The following is a 15,695-nucleotide window of genomic DNA, read 5'->3' on the forward strand; positions in this document are numbered from 1 at the left end:
CCCGCGACCCGGCCCGCGGCCCGGCCCGCGAAGGTCAGGCGCAGCAGTCCGTTTCCAGTCCGGAGGGCAGTCGCTCCCCGCCGAACACGACGCAGGTGGCCTCGTGACCGCCCAGGGCCGCGACGGCGAGCAGCAGCGACCCGGCCGTCCAGGTGGTCAGCTCGCGGGGCCAGATCGCCTCGTCCTCGAACACGAACCCGGTCCAGTACAGGCCCGACTCCGCGTCGCGCAGGTGCTGGATCGACTGAAGGATCTCCACGGCCCGGTCGGACTCGCCCATCGCCCACAGCGCGAGGGCGAGTTCGGCCGACTCGCCGCCGGTCACCCACGGGTTGGGGACGACGCAGCGCACTCCGAGCCCCGGGACGACGAACCGGTCCCAGTCGGCCTCGATACGGGACTTGGCCTCCGTGCCGGTCAACGCGCCGCCGAGCACCGGGTAGTACCAGTCCATCGAGTAGCGGTCCTTGTCGAGGAACCGCTCCGGGTGCTTCCGGATGGCATGGCGCAGCGCGCCGGCCGCCAACTCCCAGTCGGGCTGGGCCTCTTCACGCTGCTCGGCGATGGCCAGCGCACAGCGCAGCGCCTGGTGGACGGAGGAGGAGCCGGTGAGCAGGGCGTCGGCGGTGGGGGTTCCGTCGTCGTCGCGCCGCCAGCCGATCTGGCCGCCGGGCTGCTGGAGGCGCAGCACGTACTCGACCGCCGCGTAGACGGCCGGCCACATGCGGTCCAGGAAGGTGTCGTCACCGGTGGACAGGTAGTGGTGCCAGACGCCGACGGCTATGTAGGCGACGAAGTTGGTCTCGCGCCCGCGGTCGGTGACGTCGTCGTGGGCCCCGTCGGCGTACGCCGCGAACCACGAGCCGTCGTCGTTCTGGTGGCGGGCGAGCCAGGCGTACGCCCGCGCCGCGGCCTCGTGTTCACCGGCCGCGTCCAGCGCCATCGCGGCCTCGGTGTGGTCCCAGGGGTCGAGGTGGTGGCCCCGGAACCACGGGATCGCGCCGTCCTCCCGCTGCACGGCGAGGATGCCGGCGACGGTCTCGGCGGCCTGCTCGGCGGTGAGGACCCCGGGCAGGACGAGGTGTTCTGTCCGGGGGGTGGTCACGTGGCGTCCGCCCCGGTCTTCGCGGCCTTCTCGGACTTGCGGGCCTTGCCGGTCCGTGCGGTGTCCGCGGGCCGGTCCGCCCCTTCGGCGAGCCGTGGCAGGTGCGGTTTGGTCGCGTAGGCCACGAAGCTCTTGCCGATGAGCGGGTTCAGCGTCTGCTCGGCGACCCGGGTGGCCAGCGGCTTCTTCATGATGTCCCAGACCAGCAGCTTGTGGTACGCCCGTACCGGCAGCGCCTTGTCGTTGTCGACGCCGAACGCGCACTTCAGCCACCAGTACGGCGAGTGCAGCGCGTGGGCGTGATGGGTACCGTACGGCTTCAGGCCCGCCTCACGGATCTTCGCGAGGAGTTCGTCCGCCTTGTAGATGCGGATGTGGCCGCCCTCGACCTCGTGGTAGGCGTCGGAGAGGGTCCAGCAGACCTTCTCGGGGCCGTAGCGCGGGACGGTGATCGCGATACGGCCGCCGGGCCTGAGCACCCGCACCATCTCCGCGAGGACGCCCTTGTCGTCCGGGATGTGCTCCATGACCTCGGAGATGATGACGACGTCGAAGGACTCGTCGGGGAAGGGCAGGGCGAGCGCGTCGCCCTCCATGGCGGTCGCCGTGGCGCCCTCGGGGGCCTCGCCGGCCTCCTTCATCGCCGCGAACCACTTGGCGACCTCGCGGATCTCCTCGGCGTTCTGGTCCAGGGCCACGACCTGCGCGCCGCGCCGGTAGCACTCGAAGGCGTGCCGGCCCGCCCCGCAGCCGAGGTCCAGGACCCGGTCGCCCGGGGCGAGCGGGAACCGGGAGAAGTCGACGGTCAGCACGTGGCCCTGCTTTCGCGATCGGATGCTTCTGATACGGCGTCGGCACCGGCCCCGGTGCCGACGGGGTCGACGGACCCGAGGGACTCGTCGGGCGCGGGTGCGGCGGCGGCCGCGGAAGCCCCCGGGGTCCTCGGACGGCCGGCCTCGGCGATCGCCTCGCGGTAGCGGGCCACGGTCCCCTCGGCGGCTCGCGCCCAGGTGAACCGCTCCAGCACCCGCTGCCGTCCGGCGGCGCCGAGCCGTGCCCGCAGCGCGGGGTCGCCGAGCAGCCGTCCGAGACCCGCGGCCAGCGCGCCCGGGTCGCCCGGCGGCACGGCCAGACAGGTCTCCCCGTCGCGCCCGGCCACCTCGGGGATCGCCCCGCCGGTCGTGGCGAGCAGCGGGGTGCCGGTGGCCATCGCCTCGGCGGCCGGCAGGGAGAAGCCCTCGTAGAGCGACGGCACGCAGGCGACCTCCGCCGAGCGCACCAGGTCGACCAGTTCGGCGTCGGAGATGCCCTTGACGAACTCGACGGCGCCCTCGAGGCCGTACCGCTCCATCGCCTGGGCGACCGGGCCCTCCTGCGGGCGCTTGCCGACGACGACGAGGTGGGCGTCCGGGTGCTCGGTGCGCACCTTGGCCAGCGCCTCGACGAGGAAGACCAGGCCCTTGAGCGGGACGTCCGCGCTGGACGTCGTCACGATCCGGCCGGGGACGACGGCCACGGACGGATCCGGCGAGAAAAGGTCGGTGTCGGCGCCGATGTGGACGACGTGGATGCGGTCGTCGCGGACGCCGAGATGGTCGGCTATCTCCTGGCGGGAGGTGCCGGAGACGGTGAGCACGGACGGCAGCCGGCGCGCGACCCGCTTCTGCATGCGGGTGAAGGCGTACCAGCGGCGCACCGAGGAGCGGCGGCGCCAGCCCTCGGCGGCGTCCAGCTCCAACTGCCGGTCGACGGTGATGGGGTGGTGGATCGTGGTGACGAGGGGCGCGCCGACGTCGCCCAGCAGCCCGTAGCCCAGGGTCTGGTTGTCGTGCACGACGTCGAACTCGCCGCTGCGCGCGCGCAGATGACGGCGGGCCCGCAGCGAGAACGTGAGCGGCTCGGGGAAGCCGCCGGTCCACATCGTGGCGACCTCGAGGGCGTCGATCCAGTCGCGGTACTCGCCGCGGCCGGGCGTGCGGAAGGGATCCGGCTGGCGGTAGAGGTCCAGGCTGGGCAGCTCGGTGAGGGAGAGGCGGTCGTCGTGGCCGGGGTCCAGCACCGGATAGGGCTGGGAGCCGATCACCTCGACGCGGTGGCCGAGGCGGACGAGTTCACGCGAGAGGTGCCGTACGTAGACACCCTGCCCCCCGCAGAACGGGTTCCCCTTGTAGGTGAGGAGCGCGATGTCGAGCGGTCGCCTGCCGTCGGCTGCCAGGTCATGCCGTGACCCCGCCTGACTGGCCTCAGCGGTCACTCCGGGCCCCCTTCTGCCTGCATGGTCCCGCGAGACTACGACGGGACGCTAATCTAGAACAAGTTTCAGACTTGATCGTTCGGGAGGCTCTGAATCTACCGGCAGGTAGGAGAGCTGTGAGCAGTGGATCAGGTGATTCACGCCACGGCCGACCGCACCGTCGCGCTGTGTGCCCACGGAGCCTCACCGACTGTCACGGAACGGGACCCATGTCTGCGCAAGCCAGCACCCAGCGCCCTGCCCCTCCTCCCGGCTCCGCCCGACCGGGGGGACCCCCGTCCTCCCCGCTCACCGAGCGGCAGGAGGCGCGCCGCCGCCGCATCCTGCACGCGAGCGCGCAACTGGCCTGCCGGGGTGGCTTCGACGCGGTGCAGATGCGGGAGGTCGCGGAGGTCTCCCAGGTGGCCCTGGGCACGCTGTACCGCTACTTCCCCTCCAAGGTGCACCTGCTGGTCGCCACGATGCAGGACCAGCTGGATCACATGCACGGCACGCTGCGGAAGAAGCCCCCGACGGGAGAGCGGGCGGCCGACCGCGTCGCGGAGACCCTGATGCGCGCCTTCCGCGCGCTCCAGCGCGAGCCGCACCTGGCCGACGCGATGGTCCGCGCCCTGACCTTCGCCGACCGCAGCGTCTCGCCGGAGGTCGACCAGGTCTCCCGTCAGACGACGGCGATCATCCTCGACGCGATGGGCCTGGTCGACCCCACCCCCGAGCAGCTGTCCGCGGTCCGCGTCATCGAGCACACCTGGCACTCCGCGCTCATCACCTGGCTGTCGGGGCGCGCGTCCATCGCCCAGGTGCGCATCGACATCGAGACCGTGTGCCGCCTGATCGACGTCACGGACCCCGGCGTCCGCCCCTAGGGACCGGCGCGCCCCGCTCACTCCTCCGGTGGGAAGACCGCCTCCCCGCTGCCCGCCAGCGTGATCATGATCGCCTCCACCGGGCAGCTCTCCGCCGCCGTCAGCACGGGCTCGTTGGCGTCCGTGTCCGGGGCGACCGGATGCGACTGGCGCGCGGTGTCGAGCCGGAAGCGGCCGGGCGCGTGGTGCACGCACTGCGCCGATCCGATGCACAGCGACCGGTCCACCTCGACGCGCCACCGGTCCCCCGTCCCCGCCCCGGTGTCCGCCCCGGTGTCCGGCGCCGGTCCGGTCGGCGCGGAGGGCGTGCCCACGCCCTTCACCCCTCCCATCCGGCCGGCAGGTGGATCATCTTGTGCTCGAGGTACTCGCCGAACCCCTCGGGCCCGAACTCCCGTCCCAGCCCGGAGTTCTTGTAGCCGCCGAACGGGCCGAGCATGTCCAGGCTGAAGGTGTTCACCGAGTACGTCCCGGTGCGGACCTGCCGGGCGACCTCGATGCCGCGCTCGACGTCGGCCGTCCACACGCTGCCGCTGAGGCCGTAGTCGGAGTCGTTCGCGATGCGCAGCGCCTCGGCCTCGTCGCCGTAGGGCAGCAGGCAGATCACCGGTCCGAAGATCTCCTCGCGGGCGATCCGCATGGAGTTGTCGACGTCGCCGAAGAGGGTCGGCTCCACGTACCAGCCGCGCTCCAGTCCCGCCGGACGCGCCCCGCCCGTGAGGATCTTCGCGCCCTCCTCCTGCCCGATGCGGATGTAGTCGAGGTTCCTGCGCTGCTGACGCCGCGCCACCAGCGGGCCGACCTGGGTCGCCGGGTCCAGCGGGTCGCCGACGACCAGGGCGGCCGCCGCCGCGGCGAAGGCGTCCGCGAACTCGTCGTAGCGCGAGCGCGGGAGGAGGATGCGGGTCTGGGCCACGCAGGCCTGCCCGTTGTTCATGAAGGCGGCCGAGACGATCCCGGGGACGGCGGTGGCGAGGTCCGCGTCGGGCAGCACGACCGCCGCGGACTTGCCGCCGAGCTCCAGCGTCACCCGGGTCAGGTTGCGCGAGGCCACCTCCATGACCCGCCGGCCGGCCGCGACCGAGCCGGTGAAGGAGACCTTGTCGACGCCGGGGTGCCCGACCAGGTACTCGCTCACCTCGCGGTCGGCCGGGAGGATCGACAGCACGCCCTGGGGCAGCCCGGCCTCCTGCGCGATCTCGGCCAGCAGATAGGCGTCGAGCGGCGACTCCGGTGACGGCTTCAGCACCACCGAGCAGCCGGTGAGCAGCGCGGGGGCGAGCTTGGCGGCGGCCACGAACTGCGGGACGTTCCACGGGACCACGGCCGCGACCACCCCCACGGGCTCGCGCCGCACGAGGAGCTTGCCGAGCACGCCGTCGCGCCGCTCCTCGAAGGTGAAGCCCCGCGCGACGGTGATCGCCGCGTCCCACACCATCATCGCGCCGAGGGCCTGCGCGAGGACGCTCCATGAGTACGGGGAGCCGTTCTCGGAGGAGATCACCCGGGCGATCTCGTCGTGGCGCGCCGCGATGCCGTCCTTGATGCGGGTGACGACGGCGATCCGCTCGTCGAGCGACAGCCGGGGCCAGGGCCCCTCGTCGAAGGCCCGCCGCGCCACGGCGACCGCCCGGTCCACGTCGGCCGCCGAGGCGTGGGGCACCCGCCCGATGACCTCCTCCGTGTGCGGCGAGACGACGTCGATGACGTCCTTGCCCAAGGGGTCCATCAGTTCCCCGCCGATGAACAGCTGTCCGTGTTCCACGAGCTCGGCCATGGCCACTGCCTGCCTTCGTCTGCGTTTCTGACGGTGTTTCAGGAACTGATACCAGTTCCCGGCCAACTAAGCCAGGGCTCCCACGGGAGCAGCCCCCACCAGCGGATTCACCGCCGATGGGGGCTGCTGTCGGACCACCTCGGACCACTGCGTCCGAGGCCGGTCCGGCACTACTGGATGTGGTGGCACTGCCGGGCGATGGTCGCCACGCGTGACGGGGTCCACGCGTAGAGGGTCGCGCACCCCTGACCGGTCCTCATGATCCTGGAACCGCCCTGCGGCCTCCATCCCGTCGCGTAACTGCGGGCACAGCGCCGCTGTTCGGCGCCCTGCACATGGAGATAGCGCTGACCGCGCGCGTAGTAGTCGAAGTCGATCCAGAAGTCGCAGACGCTGCCGACGGAGGCGAAGCTCGCGACGTCGCCGGTCAGCCTCAGTCCGCTCCCCCGGACCTCGTGATAGAGCGAGCCGCTCGGGAAACGGACGCCGTTCCACGAGAAGTTGCCCCAGTACTGCCACCCTCCCGCCGTGGCCTGGGCCGTGCCGCCGGTGGCGCCGAACGCCAGCGCGCAGACGGCCGCGAGCACGGCCAACCTGTTGCGGACCCTGCCGATTCTCCTTCTCACGGAACCCCCAACTGCCGTCGTGAACAAGGCGTCACGGACCTTACTCGCCTACGCCGACCTATATATCCGATATACCAAATTTATCAATGAATGCCATTCTTTATAAGAATTCATCGGTTCCGACGATCCGGAAAGCGCCGCACCGGACCGATCCGGGCGCCGATCGACTCACGTGATCGATCTGACAGCTCGTCAGGTCTGGCTATAGTGAGCAATGGCCGTGTGACGGAGGGCAGATGAAGAGCAGCCGGAACGGACCCACCACGTACGACCACGGCGGCGGAGTCCGCTCGCTGCGGGTGCCCATCCCGGACAACCCGCTGGGCCACACCCTGGTGTACGTCGTCGACACCGACCGCGGGCCGGTCCTGGTCGACACCGGCTGGGACGATCCGGCGTCCTGGGACGCCCTGGACGCCGGGCTGGACGCCTGCGGTCTCTCCGTCGCCGAGGTGCACGGCGTGGTGATCACCCACCACCATCCCGACCACCACGGCCTGTCCGGCCGGGTGAGGGAGGCCTCCGGCGCGTGGGTGGCGATGCACGCGGCGGACACGGCGATCGTCCGGCGGACCCGAGAGACGCGCCCCGAGCGCTGGTACACGTACATGGCCGCCAAGCTCGCCGCCGCCGGGGCGCCCGAGGAGCACATCGCCCCGCTGCGCAGACCGCCCGCCCTGCGCCGACCCTTCCCCGGCCTCGCCCCGGCCCTCCCCGACCGCGAGATCGTCCCCGGCGAGCTCCTCGCCCTCCCCGGCCGCCGGGTGCGCGCGATCTGGACGCCGGGCCACACCCCCGGCCATGTCTGCCTCCACCTGGAGGAGGAGCATCCCTCCCGACTGCCGGGCCACGGCCGCCTGTTCTCGGGCGACCATCTCCTGCCGGAGATCACCCCGCACATCGGCCTGTACGAGGACCCGGACGACGCCACGGTCACCGATCCCCTCGGCGACTACCTGGACTCCCTCGAACGGGTCGGCCGGCTCGCCCCCGCCGAGATCCTCCCGGCCCACCAGCACGCCTTCACCGACGCCCCCGGCCGGGTGCGGGAGTTGCTCGTCCACCACGAGGAGCGCCTCACGGGCCTCCTCGCCCTGCTCGCCACCCCGCTCACCCCCTGGCAGCTCGCCGAGCGCATGGAGTGGAACAGACCCTGGGAGCAGATCGCCCACCCCTCACGCAACATCGCGGTCTCGGAGGCCGAGGCCCATCTGCGACGCCTGGTGAAACAGGGCCGCGCGGAGGCCCTGCCGGGCGGCGAGCCGGTGAGGTACGTCGCGGTATAGCGGCGCGACGCGCGACGGCCCGGCCGCCGCGGACCCGGAGCGTGGCCGTGAGGCCGGTGGCGGGCGACGCCGTGCGGGCGCGCCTCGCATCGCCGTACGGCCGTGGTGCGCACGGCGGTACGGCCGTGGTACGCACCGCGGTGCGGCCGCCGCCGGACGCCCTCCGGGACGCCGCGGTGCACAGCCACCCCTCAGGGGGCTTCCTACCTGCCGGTAGAGTGGCCGCGTCGTCATCACGCCCGTACGGGGGAAAGCCGGTGCAATTCCGGCGCCGCCCCGTGTCCCGGCCTCGGCTCCGCCCGTCCCGGGAGACCCCGGTCCCGGCAGGGCCAGGGCGTCCGTTACCCGGGCGTGACCGGCTCACGTGCGTCAGCAAGCCCGCCGTCGCACGGCACCGTCCGGGTCACGGAGCCGAGCCGCCGGGATGTCCCGTGCTGCCCGGCCGCGTGACCTCCCGACCGGGAGAGGCACCCGCCGATCATGAACATCCGCCGCAGCGCCGCGACCCTGGCCGCCGCCACCGTCGTGCTGGGTGCCGCCGTCCCCGCCGTCGCCGCGACCCCGTCCCCCACCCCGTCGGTGGCGATACCCGGCGGGCTGTACGGCACCGCCGACCCGACCTACGACGGCGTCTGGCGCCAGTCGCTGGCCCTGCTCGCGCAGCGCACCACGGGCTTCACCCCGGCCGCGGACGCCGTCGCCTGGCTGACCGGGCAGCAGTGCGCGAACGGCGCCTTCGCCGCGTTCCGCGCGGACACCGCCAAGGCGTGCGACGCGAAGCTGATGGTGGACACCAACAGCACGGCGGCCGCCGTCCAGGCGCTGGCGGCGCTCGGCGGCCACGGCGCCGCGACGCAGAAGGCCGTCGACTGGCTGAAGTCCGTCCAGAACGCCGACGGCGGCTGGGGCTACACCCCCGGCGGGGCCAGCGACACGAACTCGACGTCGGTGGTGGCGGGCGCCCTGGCGGCGGCCGGGCAGCAGCCCTCGGCGGTGCGCAAGGCGGGGAAGTCGCCGTACGACGCCCTGGTGAAGCTCTCCCTGCCGTGCGACCGGACCGGTGGCGGCGCGTTCGCCTACCAGCCGGACAAGAAGGGCGCCCTCGCGGCCAACGCGGACGCGACAGCGGCGGGTGTGCTCGGCGCCCTCGGCAAGGGGTTCGTGACCACGGCGGGCAAGACCTCGGCGGACGGCACGTGCGCCCCGGCCGACGCGGGCACCCCGGGCACCCTCGCGCGCAACGGCGCGGGCTGGCTCGCCGAGTCGGTCGGCACCACCGGCCACCTGAAGTCCGTCCTGCCCGGCGCCGAGGACCAGCCCGACTACGGCAACACCGCCGACGCCGTCGTCGCCCTCGCCGCGCAGGGGCGGACCGAGCAGGCCGAGAAGCCCCTCGCCTGGCTCGAGAAGAACTCCGCCGCCTGGGCGAAGCAGAGCGGCCCCGCCGCGTACGCCCAGCTGATCTTCGCGGCGCACGCCATGGGCGCCGATCCCCGCCGGTTCGGCGGCACCGACCTGGTCGCCCTGCTCAACGCGACGGGTCCGGCCCCGCAGGCCGCGACGAAGGCCACCGGCGCCGACACCGCCGCCGACGAGAAGAAGGACAGCTCGGATTCCGCGTTCGGCGTCTGGTGGACGGTCGGTGTCTTCCTCGTCGCCGGCATCGGCATCGGGTTCCTGATCAGCGGCCGCAAGCGGCGTCAGCCGTGACGCGCCGGTCCGCCGCCCTCGTCCTCGCCGCCCTGCTGCTCGCCCTGACCGGCGCGGCCGGGTCCGCCCGGGCGGCCGGGTACCGCTACTGGTCCTTCTGGGACCGGTCGGCGGGCGGGTGGACGTACGCCACGCAGGGCCCCTCCACCGCCCGGCCCGGCGACGGTGACGTCCAGGGGTTCCGGTTCGCGGTGAGCGCGGACTCCCAGGACGCCTCGCAGCCGCGCGGCGCGGCCTCCTTCGCCGCGATCTGCGCCGGGACGCCCGCGCGGGACGGCTCGAAGCGGGTGGCCCTGGTCCTCGACTTCGGCACGGCGGCGGACGCCCCGGGCGGCGAGGTCCCGCCGTCGCCGCGCACGGCGTGCGCCCGGGTCTCCCCCGACGCGACGACGGCCGAGGCCCTGGCCGCCGTCGCGAAACCCCTGCGCTACGACACCAACGCCCTGCTGTGCGCGATCGCGGGGTACCCGCGGACGGGCTGCGGCGAGCAGGTGTCCGGGCAGGAGGCGGGAAAGACGTCGGGCCAGGCCTCGGGCGGGGACGGGCCGGCGTCCGCCGCGAAGCCCGGACCCGAGGCGGGGGACGGTGCGGACGGCGGGCCGTCGGTCGGTCTGTACGCCGGTGCGGCGGCCGTGGCGGTCCTGGCCGCGGCGGCCGTGTGGCAGGCCAGGCGGCGGGGATCGCGCGGGAATGGCTGACCGCCGCCCCAGCTCACGGCGTCCCCCGCTGCACCCGGCGGCCTGGTGGCTGTGGGCGCTCGGCCTCGGCACCGCCGCCACCCGCACCACCAACCCGCTGCTCCTCGGTCTCCTGCTCGCCGTGTCGGCGTACGTCGTCACCACGTGCCGTCCCGACGCCCCCTGGTCCCGCTCCTACTCCGCGTTCCTCAAGCTGGCCCTCGCCGTCCTCGTCGTCCGCCTCGTCTTCGTCGTCGCCCTGGGGTCCCCGATCCCGGGATCGCACGTGCTCGTCACGCTCCCCGAGGTCCCCCTGCCGCACTGGGCGCAGGGCATCCGCCTCGGCGGCGCCGTCACGGCCGAGGGCGTGCTCTTCGCGCTCTACGACGGTCTGAAACTGGCCGCCCTGCTCGTGTGCGTGGGTGCCGCCAACGCCCTGGCCTCCCCGTCCCGCCTGCTCAGAACCCTGCCAGGCGCCCTGTACGAGACCGGGGTGGCCGTGGTCGTGGCGCTCACCTTCGCCCCGAACCTGATCGCCGACGTCCACCGGCTGCGCGCCGCCCGCCGGCTGCGCGGCCGGCCCGACAGCGGCCTGCGCGGCCTGCTCCAGGTGGGCCTGCCCGTCCTGGAGGGTGCGCTGGAACGCTCCGTGGCCCTCGCCGCGGCGATGGACGCCCGGGGCTACGGCCGTACCGCCGACGTGCCGGCCCCCGTGCGCCGGACGACCGCCGCGCTCACCCTCGGCGGGCTGCTCGGCGTCTGCGCGGGCACGTACGGCCTGCTGACCGCGGCGGGCGGCGGCTACGGTCTGCCGGTGCTGCTGGCGGGGGTCACGGCGGCCCTCGCCGGACTGCGGCTCGGCGGCCGCCGCTCCCCCCGCACCCGCTACCGTCCGGACCGCTGGACCCCGCGGGCCTGTCTGGTCGCCGCCTGCGGTGTCGCGGTCGCCGCTCTCCTCACCGTGGCCGCGTCCGCCGATCCGGCGGCCCTGCACCCGGGTGTGGTCCCGCTGACCGCTCCCGCCCTCCCGCTGCTGCCCGCGGCGGCCGTACTCCTCGGCCTGCTGCCCGCGTTCCTCGCCCCCGCAAGCCCGCTCGACGATTCGGCAGATCCCAAGGAGCCGTCGTGATCCGCTTCGAGAACGTCTCCGTGACGTACGACGGCGCCACCGCACCCACCGTCCGGGGTGTCGACCTCACCGTCCCGGAGGGCGAACTCGTACTGCTGGCGGGCCCGTCGGGCGTCGGCAAGTCGACGCTGCTCGGCACGGTGTCCGGCCTGGTCCCGCACTTCACCGGCGGCACCCTGAGCGGCCGGGTCACGGTCGACGGCCGTGACACCCGCACCCACAAGCCGCGTGAACTCGCCGACGTGGTGGGCACGGTGGGGCAGGATCCGCTCTCGCACTTCGTGACGGACACCGTCGAGGAGGAACTCGCCTACGGCATGGAGTCGTTGGGCCTGCCGCCCGCGGTGATGCGGCGCCGCGTCGAGGAGACCCTCGATCTGCTGGGCCTGGCCGCCCTGCGCGACCGGCCCATCGCCACCCTCTCCGGCGGCCAGCAGCAGCGGGTCGCGATCGGCTCGGTCCTCACCCCGCACCCGCGGGTCCTCGTCCTGGACGAGCCGACGTCCGCTCTGGACCCGGCGGCCGCCGAGGAGGTCCTCGCCGTGCTGCTCCGCCTCGTCCACGACCTCGGTACGACGGTGCTGCTGGCGGAACACCGTCTGGAGCGCGTCCTCCAGTACGCCGACCGCGTCGCCCTGCTGCCCTCCCCCGGCGCGGCCCCGCTGCTGGGCACCCCGGCGGACATGATGGCCGTGTCCCCCGTGTTCCCGCCGGTGGTGGACCTCGGCCGGCTCGCGGGCTGGACCCCGCTCCCCCTGACCGTCCGGGACGCCCGCCGCCGCGCCGACGGCCTGCGCGAACGGCTGACGGAAGGGCCGGCGCAAGCGCGGACCCGCCAGAAGCCGGGCACCCCCGCACTCGGCCCCGGGCACGAGAACCGGCCGCCCGCCGCGGCCCTTGCCAAGGAGCCGGATGCCCGTCGGCCGCGCCGGCCGCGGTTCGGCGGCTTCCGGGCAGGCCGGACCGCCGCCGCGCCCGCGCACCCCGCCTCCCCCGTCGAGGCCCGCTCGCTCGCCGTACGGCGGGCCCGCGTCCAGGCCCTGCGGGACGTGGACCTCACGGTCGGGCCGGGCGAGACCGTCGCCCTCATGGGGCGCAACGGCGCCGGCAAGTCGACGCTGCTCAACACCTTCGTCGGTCTCGTCGAACCCACTGCGGGCACGGTCCGCGTGGGCGGGCTGGAGCCGCACCGCACCCCGCCCCGTGAGCTGGTCCGCCGCGTCGGCCTGGTCCCGCAGGAGCCGCGCGACCTGCTGTACGCCGACACGGTGGCCGCCGAGTGCGCGTCCGCCGACCGGGACGCGGGAGCCGCCCCCGGCACCTGCCGGGCCCTGGTGTCGGAACTGCTGGCGGGCGTCACGGACGACATCCACCCCCGCGACCTCTCCGAGGGCCAGCGGCTGACCCTCGCGCTGGCCGTCGTCCTCACCGCCCGGCCGCCCCTCCTCCTCCTCGACGAGCCGACCCGGGGCCTGGACTACGCGGCGAAGGCGCGCCTGGTCGCCGTCCTGCGCGGCCTCGCCGCCGCCGGGCACGCCATCGTGCTGGCCACCCACGACGTGGAACTGGCCGCGGAACTGGCCCACCGGGTGGTGCTGCTCGCGGAGGGCGAGGTGATCGCCGACGGCCCGACGGCGCAGGTCGTGGTCTCCTCCCCCTCCTTCGCCCCGCAGGTGACGAAGATCCTGGCCCCGCAGGAGTGGCTCACGGTCACCCAGGTCCGCGAGGCCCTCGCCGCCCTCGGGGAGGCGCGGCGATGACGGCACCCAGGCGGCGCCCGGTTCCGCTGGGCCCCCGCTCCCTCGCGTCGCTGGCGCTGGTCAGCGCGGTCGGCGTGATCGCGTTCGGCTGGCCCTTCCTGGCCCCGCCCGCCTCGGCGCTGAACGCCCACGCGCAGGACGCCCCGTGGCTCTTCGCGGGTCTGCTGGTGCTGCTGGTCGCCGTGGTCGCGGCGACCATCTCGGAGTCGGGGCTCGGCGCGAAGGCCGTGGCGATGCTGGGCGTGCTGGCGGCGACCGGTGCGGCCCTGCGTCCGATCGGCGCGGGGACGGCGGGCATCGAGCCGATGTTCTTCCTGATGGTGCTGAGCGGCCGGGTCCTCGGCCCCGGCTTCGGCTTCGTCCTCGGGTCGGTGACGATGTTCGCGTCCGCGCTGCTCACCGGCGGGGTGGGCCCGTGGATGCCGTTCCAGATGCTGGCGATGGGCTGGTTCACCATGGGCGCCGGTCTGCTGCCGGGCGCGGGACGGCTGCGGGGCCGTGCGGAGGTCGCGCTGCTCGCGGCCTACGGGTTCCTGGCCGCCTTCGCCTACGGCACGGCGATGAACATGGCCGGATGGCCCTTCATGGGCGCGCTGGCCTCGGGGGTCGCGTTCGACCCGGACGGGACGGTGCCCGCGAACCTGGCCCGCTTCGTCGCGTACTGCGTGGCGACCTCCCTGGGCTGGGACCTGGGCCGGGCGGTGGTCACGGTGCTGCTGACGCTGACCCTCGGCCCGGCCGTGCTCAGGGCGCTGCGCAGAGCCACCCGGCGCGCCGCCTTCGAGACCGCGGTCACATTCGAGGCCCCGCGGAGGGCCCCGGAGACCCGTTGACCGGTGAACCACCCCACATGACCCACATCACCTACTACCTGACCTAGTCGGACAAATCGGAAGCCATGCCCATGCCATTAGGGCCTCTGACCTGGGCATTGAGAGCCAGCTCACACAGGGCGCCGGAACCCCGAATACGGCCACAACTAGCAAAAGGGGTCTTTGCGGACGGCCGCCGAGCCTGTTTCTCTGGATGACGTCGCAGGGTGCCGACGAGCCCACGGGCCTCGGTACCACGGCATGCAGCCACCCACCGCAACCACACGGTGCGGCCACGCACCGCGTGACTCCGGCATGCAAGCGACCGAAAACGTCCCCGAAGGAAAAGGTTCCACGTGTCCGTCTCCGTCATCCGTCGCATCGCTTCCCCCAAGAAGGCCCTCACCGGTATCGCCGTGGCCGCCGCGACCGCGGGTATGGCGCTGTCCGCCGCCCCCGCCCACGCCGCGACGACGTCCTCCGCCGCCCAGGCCCAGGCGATCGCGCACAAGATGATCCCGAACGCGGCGCAGTACAAGGCCTTCTCGAACATCGTCAAGCACGAGAGCGGCTGGAACGTCAGCGCCACCAACGCCTCCTCCGGCGCCTACGGCCTGGTCCAGGCGCTGCCCGGCTCGAAGATGGCCTCCGCCGGCTCCGACTGGAAGAGCAACGCCAAGACCCAGATCAAGTGGGGCCTGGACTACATGAACTCCCGCTACGGCAGCCCCGTCGCCGCCTGGAACTTCTGGCAGGCCAACGGCTGGTACTGAGCCGCCCCACCACGCCGACACCCTCCGGCACCCCCCGCGCCCACCAGGCGCCCCCGTACCGTCGAAGGCGGCGGCCCCCGATCCCCGGGGCCGCCGCCTTCGGCGTTCCCGTCCCGGCGCCCGCGCCCTCGCGCGCGCCCGCCCTCGGCGTTTCCCACCTTCGCGTGATCCACTGACCCGGTGACGACCGAGCCCGCGCACGACGCAGCCGACGAGCCCACGAAGGACCCCGACTCACGGGGCGTCCCGCTGGTCCCCGTGCTGCTCGCACTGACGGTGGTCAGCGGTCTGATCGACGCGGTCAGCTATCTGGGCCTCGGCCACGTCTTCACCGCGAACATGACCGGCAACGTGGTCGTGCTGGGCTTCGCGGCGGCCGGCGCCCCCGGCTTCTCCGTCCCGCACACGGCGACCTCGCTGGGCTGCTTCCTGGCCGGCGCGGCGGTGGGCGGACGGGTCTCCCGCCGCCTCGGAACCGGCTCGCGCCGCACCTGGACGAGGGCGACCCTCGGCGCGGAGGCCGCGCTGGTGGGCGTCTCGGCCGCCGTGGCCTTCGCCGCCCCCGACCACGCCCCCGTCACCGTCTACTCGGTCATCGCCCTGACCGCCTTCGCGATGGGCCTGCGCAACGCGACCGTGCGCAGACTCGGCGTGGCCGACCTCACCACCACCGTCCTGACGATGACCCTCACCGGCCTGGCCTCCGACTCCCGGGCGGGCGGCGGCGCGGGCACGCGCTCCCCGCGCCGTACGGCGTCGGTGGTCGCGATGGTCGTCGGCGCGGCCCTCGGTGCCTGGCTGGTACTGCACCACGGCATCGCCGTCCCGCTGCTGGTGGCGACGGTGGCCGTGGGAATCCTGGCACTGATCACGTCCGGCCGGGAGTGAGACGGCTCCCGTCACGGGCCCGCCGGGAGGCG

Annotated in this window: 15 protein-coding genes; 9 read left to right on the top strand and 6 right to left on the bottom strand. The window is 73.9% G+C overall.

The window, feature by feature from the left end; genetic code table 11:
• Positions 1 to 34: 34 nt before the first annotated feature.
• From Saso_RS01575 to Saso_RS01585, 3 genes are read right to left on the bottom strand one after another with little or no spacing between them, the layout of a single operon-like run.
• Entirely contained in the window at positions 35 to 1,105 is a 1,071-nt protein-coding gene (locus tag Saso_RS01575) for a prenyltransferase/squalene oxidase repeat-containing protein (protein ID WP_189917229.1), read from the bottom strand.
• Positions 1,102 to 1,917: a class I SAM-dependent methyltransferase gene (locus Saso_RS01580; RefSeq protein WP_189917231.1), complete on the bottom strand. Its 816-nt coding sequence runs from the start codon at positions 1,915 to 1,917 to the stop codon at positions 1,102 to 1,104. The genes Saso_RS01575 and Saso_RS01580 overlap by 4 nt, the downstream gene beginning before the upstream one ends.
• Positions 1,911 to 3,359 carry a glycosyltransferase family 4 protein gene (locus Saso_RS01585; RefSeq protein ID WP_189917233.1) on the bottom strand — a complete coding sequence of 483 codons (1,449 nt, stop codon included), beginning with the start codon at positions 3,357 to 3,359 and terminating at the stop codon, positions 1,911 to 1,913. Before Saso_RS01585 ends, Saso_RS01580 begins: the two co-directional genes overlap by 7 nt.
• 209 nt (positions 3,360 to 3,568) lie before the next feature.
• Between Saso_RS01585 and Saso_RS01590 the strand changes: the two genes are divergently transcribed.
• Positions 3,569 to 4,225, top strand: coding sequence for a TetR family transcriptional regulator (locus Saso_RS01590; protein ID WP_189917235.1), 657 nt, complete (start codon positions 3,569 to 3,571; stop codon positions 4,223 to 4,225).
• Between the two features lie 17 nt (positions 4,226 to 4,242).
• Here Saso_RS01590 and Saso_RS01595 read toward each other — a convergent pair whose 3' ends face one another.
• The 3 genes from Saso_RS01595 to Saso_RS01605 all read right to left on the bottom strand — a co-directional run bounded on the left by Saso_RS01595 (position 4,243) and on the right by Saso_RS01605 (position 6,628).
• Complete coding sequence (locus tag Saso_RS01595) at positions 4,243 to 4,452, bottom strand: ferredoxin (RefSeq protein WP_229901063.1); 210 nt, start codon at positions 4,450 to 4,452, stop codon at positions 4,243 to 4,245.
• Positions 4,453 to 4,544: 92 nt separating this feature from the next.
• Positions 4,545 to 6,002 (bottom strand): aldehyde dehydrogenase, encoded by a 1,458-nt coding sequence (locus Saso_RS01600; protein ID WP_189917239.1) that lies wholly within the window; start codon positions 6,000 to 6,002, stop codon positions 4,545 to 4,547.
• A 170-nt stretch (positions 6,003 to 6,172) separates the two neighbouring features.
• The gene (locus Saso_RS01605; protein WP_189917241.1) at positions 6,173 to 6,628 is read right to left on the bottom strand and encodes a hypothetical protein; all 456 of its coding nucleotides are present in this window, start codon (positions 6,626 to 6,628) and stop codon (positions 6,173 to 6,175) included.
• A 236-nt stretch (positions 6,629 to 6,864) separates the two neighbouring features.
• Between Saso_RS01605 and Saso_RS01610 the strand changes: the two genes are divergently transcribed.
• From Saso_RS01610 to Saso_RS01645, 8 genes are all read left to right on the top strand, one after another.
• Positions 6,865 to 7,914 (top strand): MBL fold metallo-hydrolase, encoded by a 1,050-nt coding sequence (locus Saso_RS01610; protein WP_189917243.1) that lies wholly within the window; start codon positions 6,865 to 6,867, stop codon positions 7,912 to 7,914.
• Positions 7,915 to 8,394: 480 nt separating this feature from the next.
• On the top strand, positions 8,395 to 9,624 hold the full coding sequence (locus Saso_RS01615; RefSeq protein ID WP_189917244.1) for a prenyltransferase/squalene oxidase repeat-containing protein: 1,230 nt from the start codon (positions 8,395 to 8,397) through the stop codon (positions 9,622 to 9,624).
• On the top strand, positions 9,621 to 10,322 hold the full coding sequence (locus tag Saso_RS01620; RefSeq protein ID WP_189917245.1) for an SCO2322 family protein: 702 nt from the start codon (positions 9,621 to 9,623) through the stop codon (positions 10,320 to 10,322). The genes Saso_RS01615 and Saso_RS01620 overlap by 4 nt, the downstream gene beginning before the upstream one ends.
• The gene (locus Saso_RS01625) at positions 10,315 to 11,430 is read left to right on the top strand and encodes a CbiQ family ECF transporter T component (protein WP_189917246.1); all 1,116 of its coding nucleotides are present in this window, start codon (positions 10,315 to 10,317) and stop codon (positions 11,428 to 11,430) included. The genes Saso_RS01620 and Saso_RS01625 overlap by 8 nt, the downstream gene beginning before the upstream one ends.
• The gene (locus Saso_RS01630) at positions 11,427 to 13,190 is read left to right on the top strand and encodes an ABC transporter ATP-binding protein (RefSeq protein WP_189917248.1); all 1,764 of its coding nucleotides are present in this window, start codon (positions 11,427 to 11,429) and stop codon (positions 13,188 to 13,190) included. The genes Saso_RS01625 and Saso_RS01630 overlap by 4 nt, the downstream gene beginning before the upstream one ends.
• Entirely contained in the window at positions 13,187 to 14,023 is an 837-nt protein-coding gene (locus Saso_RS01635; protein WP_189917250.1) for an ECF transporter S component, read from the top strand. The genes Saso_RS01630 and Saso_RS01635 overlap by 4 nt, the downstream gene beginning before the upstream one ends.
• Before the next feature lie 335 nt (positions 14,024 to 14,358).
• On the top strand, positions 14,359 to 14,775 hold the full coding sequence (locus Saso_RS01640) for an aggregation-promoting factor C-terminal-like domain-containing protein (protein WP_189917252.1): 417 nt from the start codon (positions 14,359 to 14,361) through the stop codon (positions 14,773 to 14,775).
• Between the two features lie 180 nt (positions 14,776 to 14,955).
• A complete protein-coding gene (locus tag Saso_RS01645; RefSeq protein WP_189917255.1) occupies positions 14,956 to 15,663 on the top strand; it encodes a YoaK family protein in 708 nt (235 codons plus the stop codon).
• Positions 15,664 to 15,695: the final 32 nt, after the last annotated feature.

It is taken from the genome of Streptomyces asoensis, from assembly GCF_016860545.1.
Lineage (GTDB): Bacteria > Actinomycetota > Actinomycetes > Streptomycetales > Streptomycetaceae > Streptomyces > Streptomyces asoensis.

What these genes read in the sequence shown, in the direction of transcription:
- Saso_RS01590 (WP_189917235.1), top strand. Translation starts at nt 3,569, where the DNA reads ATGTCTGCGCAAGCCAGCACCCAGCGCCCTGCCCCTCCTCCCGGCTCC.
- Saso_RS01615 (WP_189917244.1), top strand. Translation starts at nt 8,395, where the DNA reads ATGAACATCCGCCGCAGCGCCGCGACCCTGGCCGCCGCCACCGTCGTG.
- Saso_RS01600 (WP_189917239.1), bottom strand. Translation starts at nt 6,002, where the DNA reads ATGGCCGAGCTCGTGGAACACGGACAGCTGTTCATCGGCGGGGAACTG.
- Saso_RS01635 (WP_189917250.1), top strand. Translation starts at nt 13,187, where the DNA reads ATGACGGCACCCAGGCGGCGCCCGGTTCCGCTGGGCCCCCGCTCCCTC.
- Saso_RS01610 (WP_189917243.1), top strand. Translation starts at nt 6,865, where the DNA reads ATGAAGAGCAGCCGGAACGGACCCACCACGTACGACCACGGCGGCGGA.
- Saso_RS01625 (WP_189917246.1), top strand. Translation starts at nt 10,315, where the DNA reads ATGGCTGACCGCCGCCCCAGCTCACGGCGTCCCCCGCTGCACCCGGCG.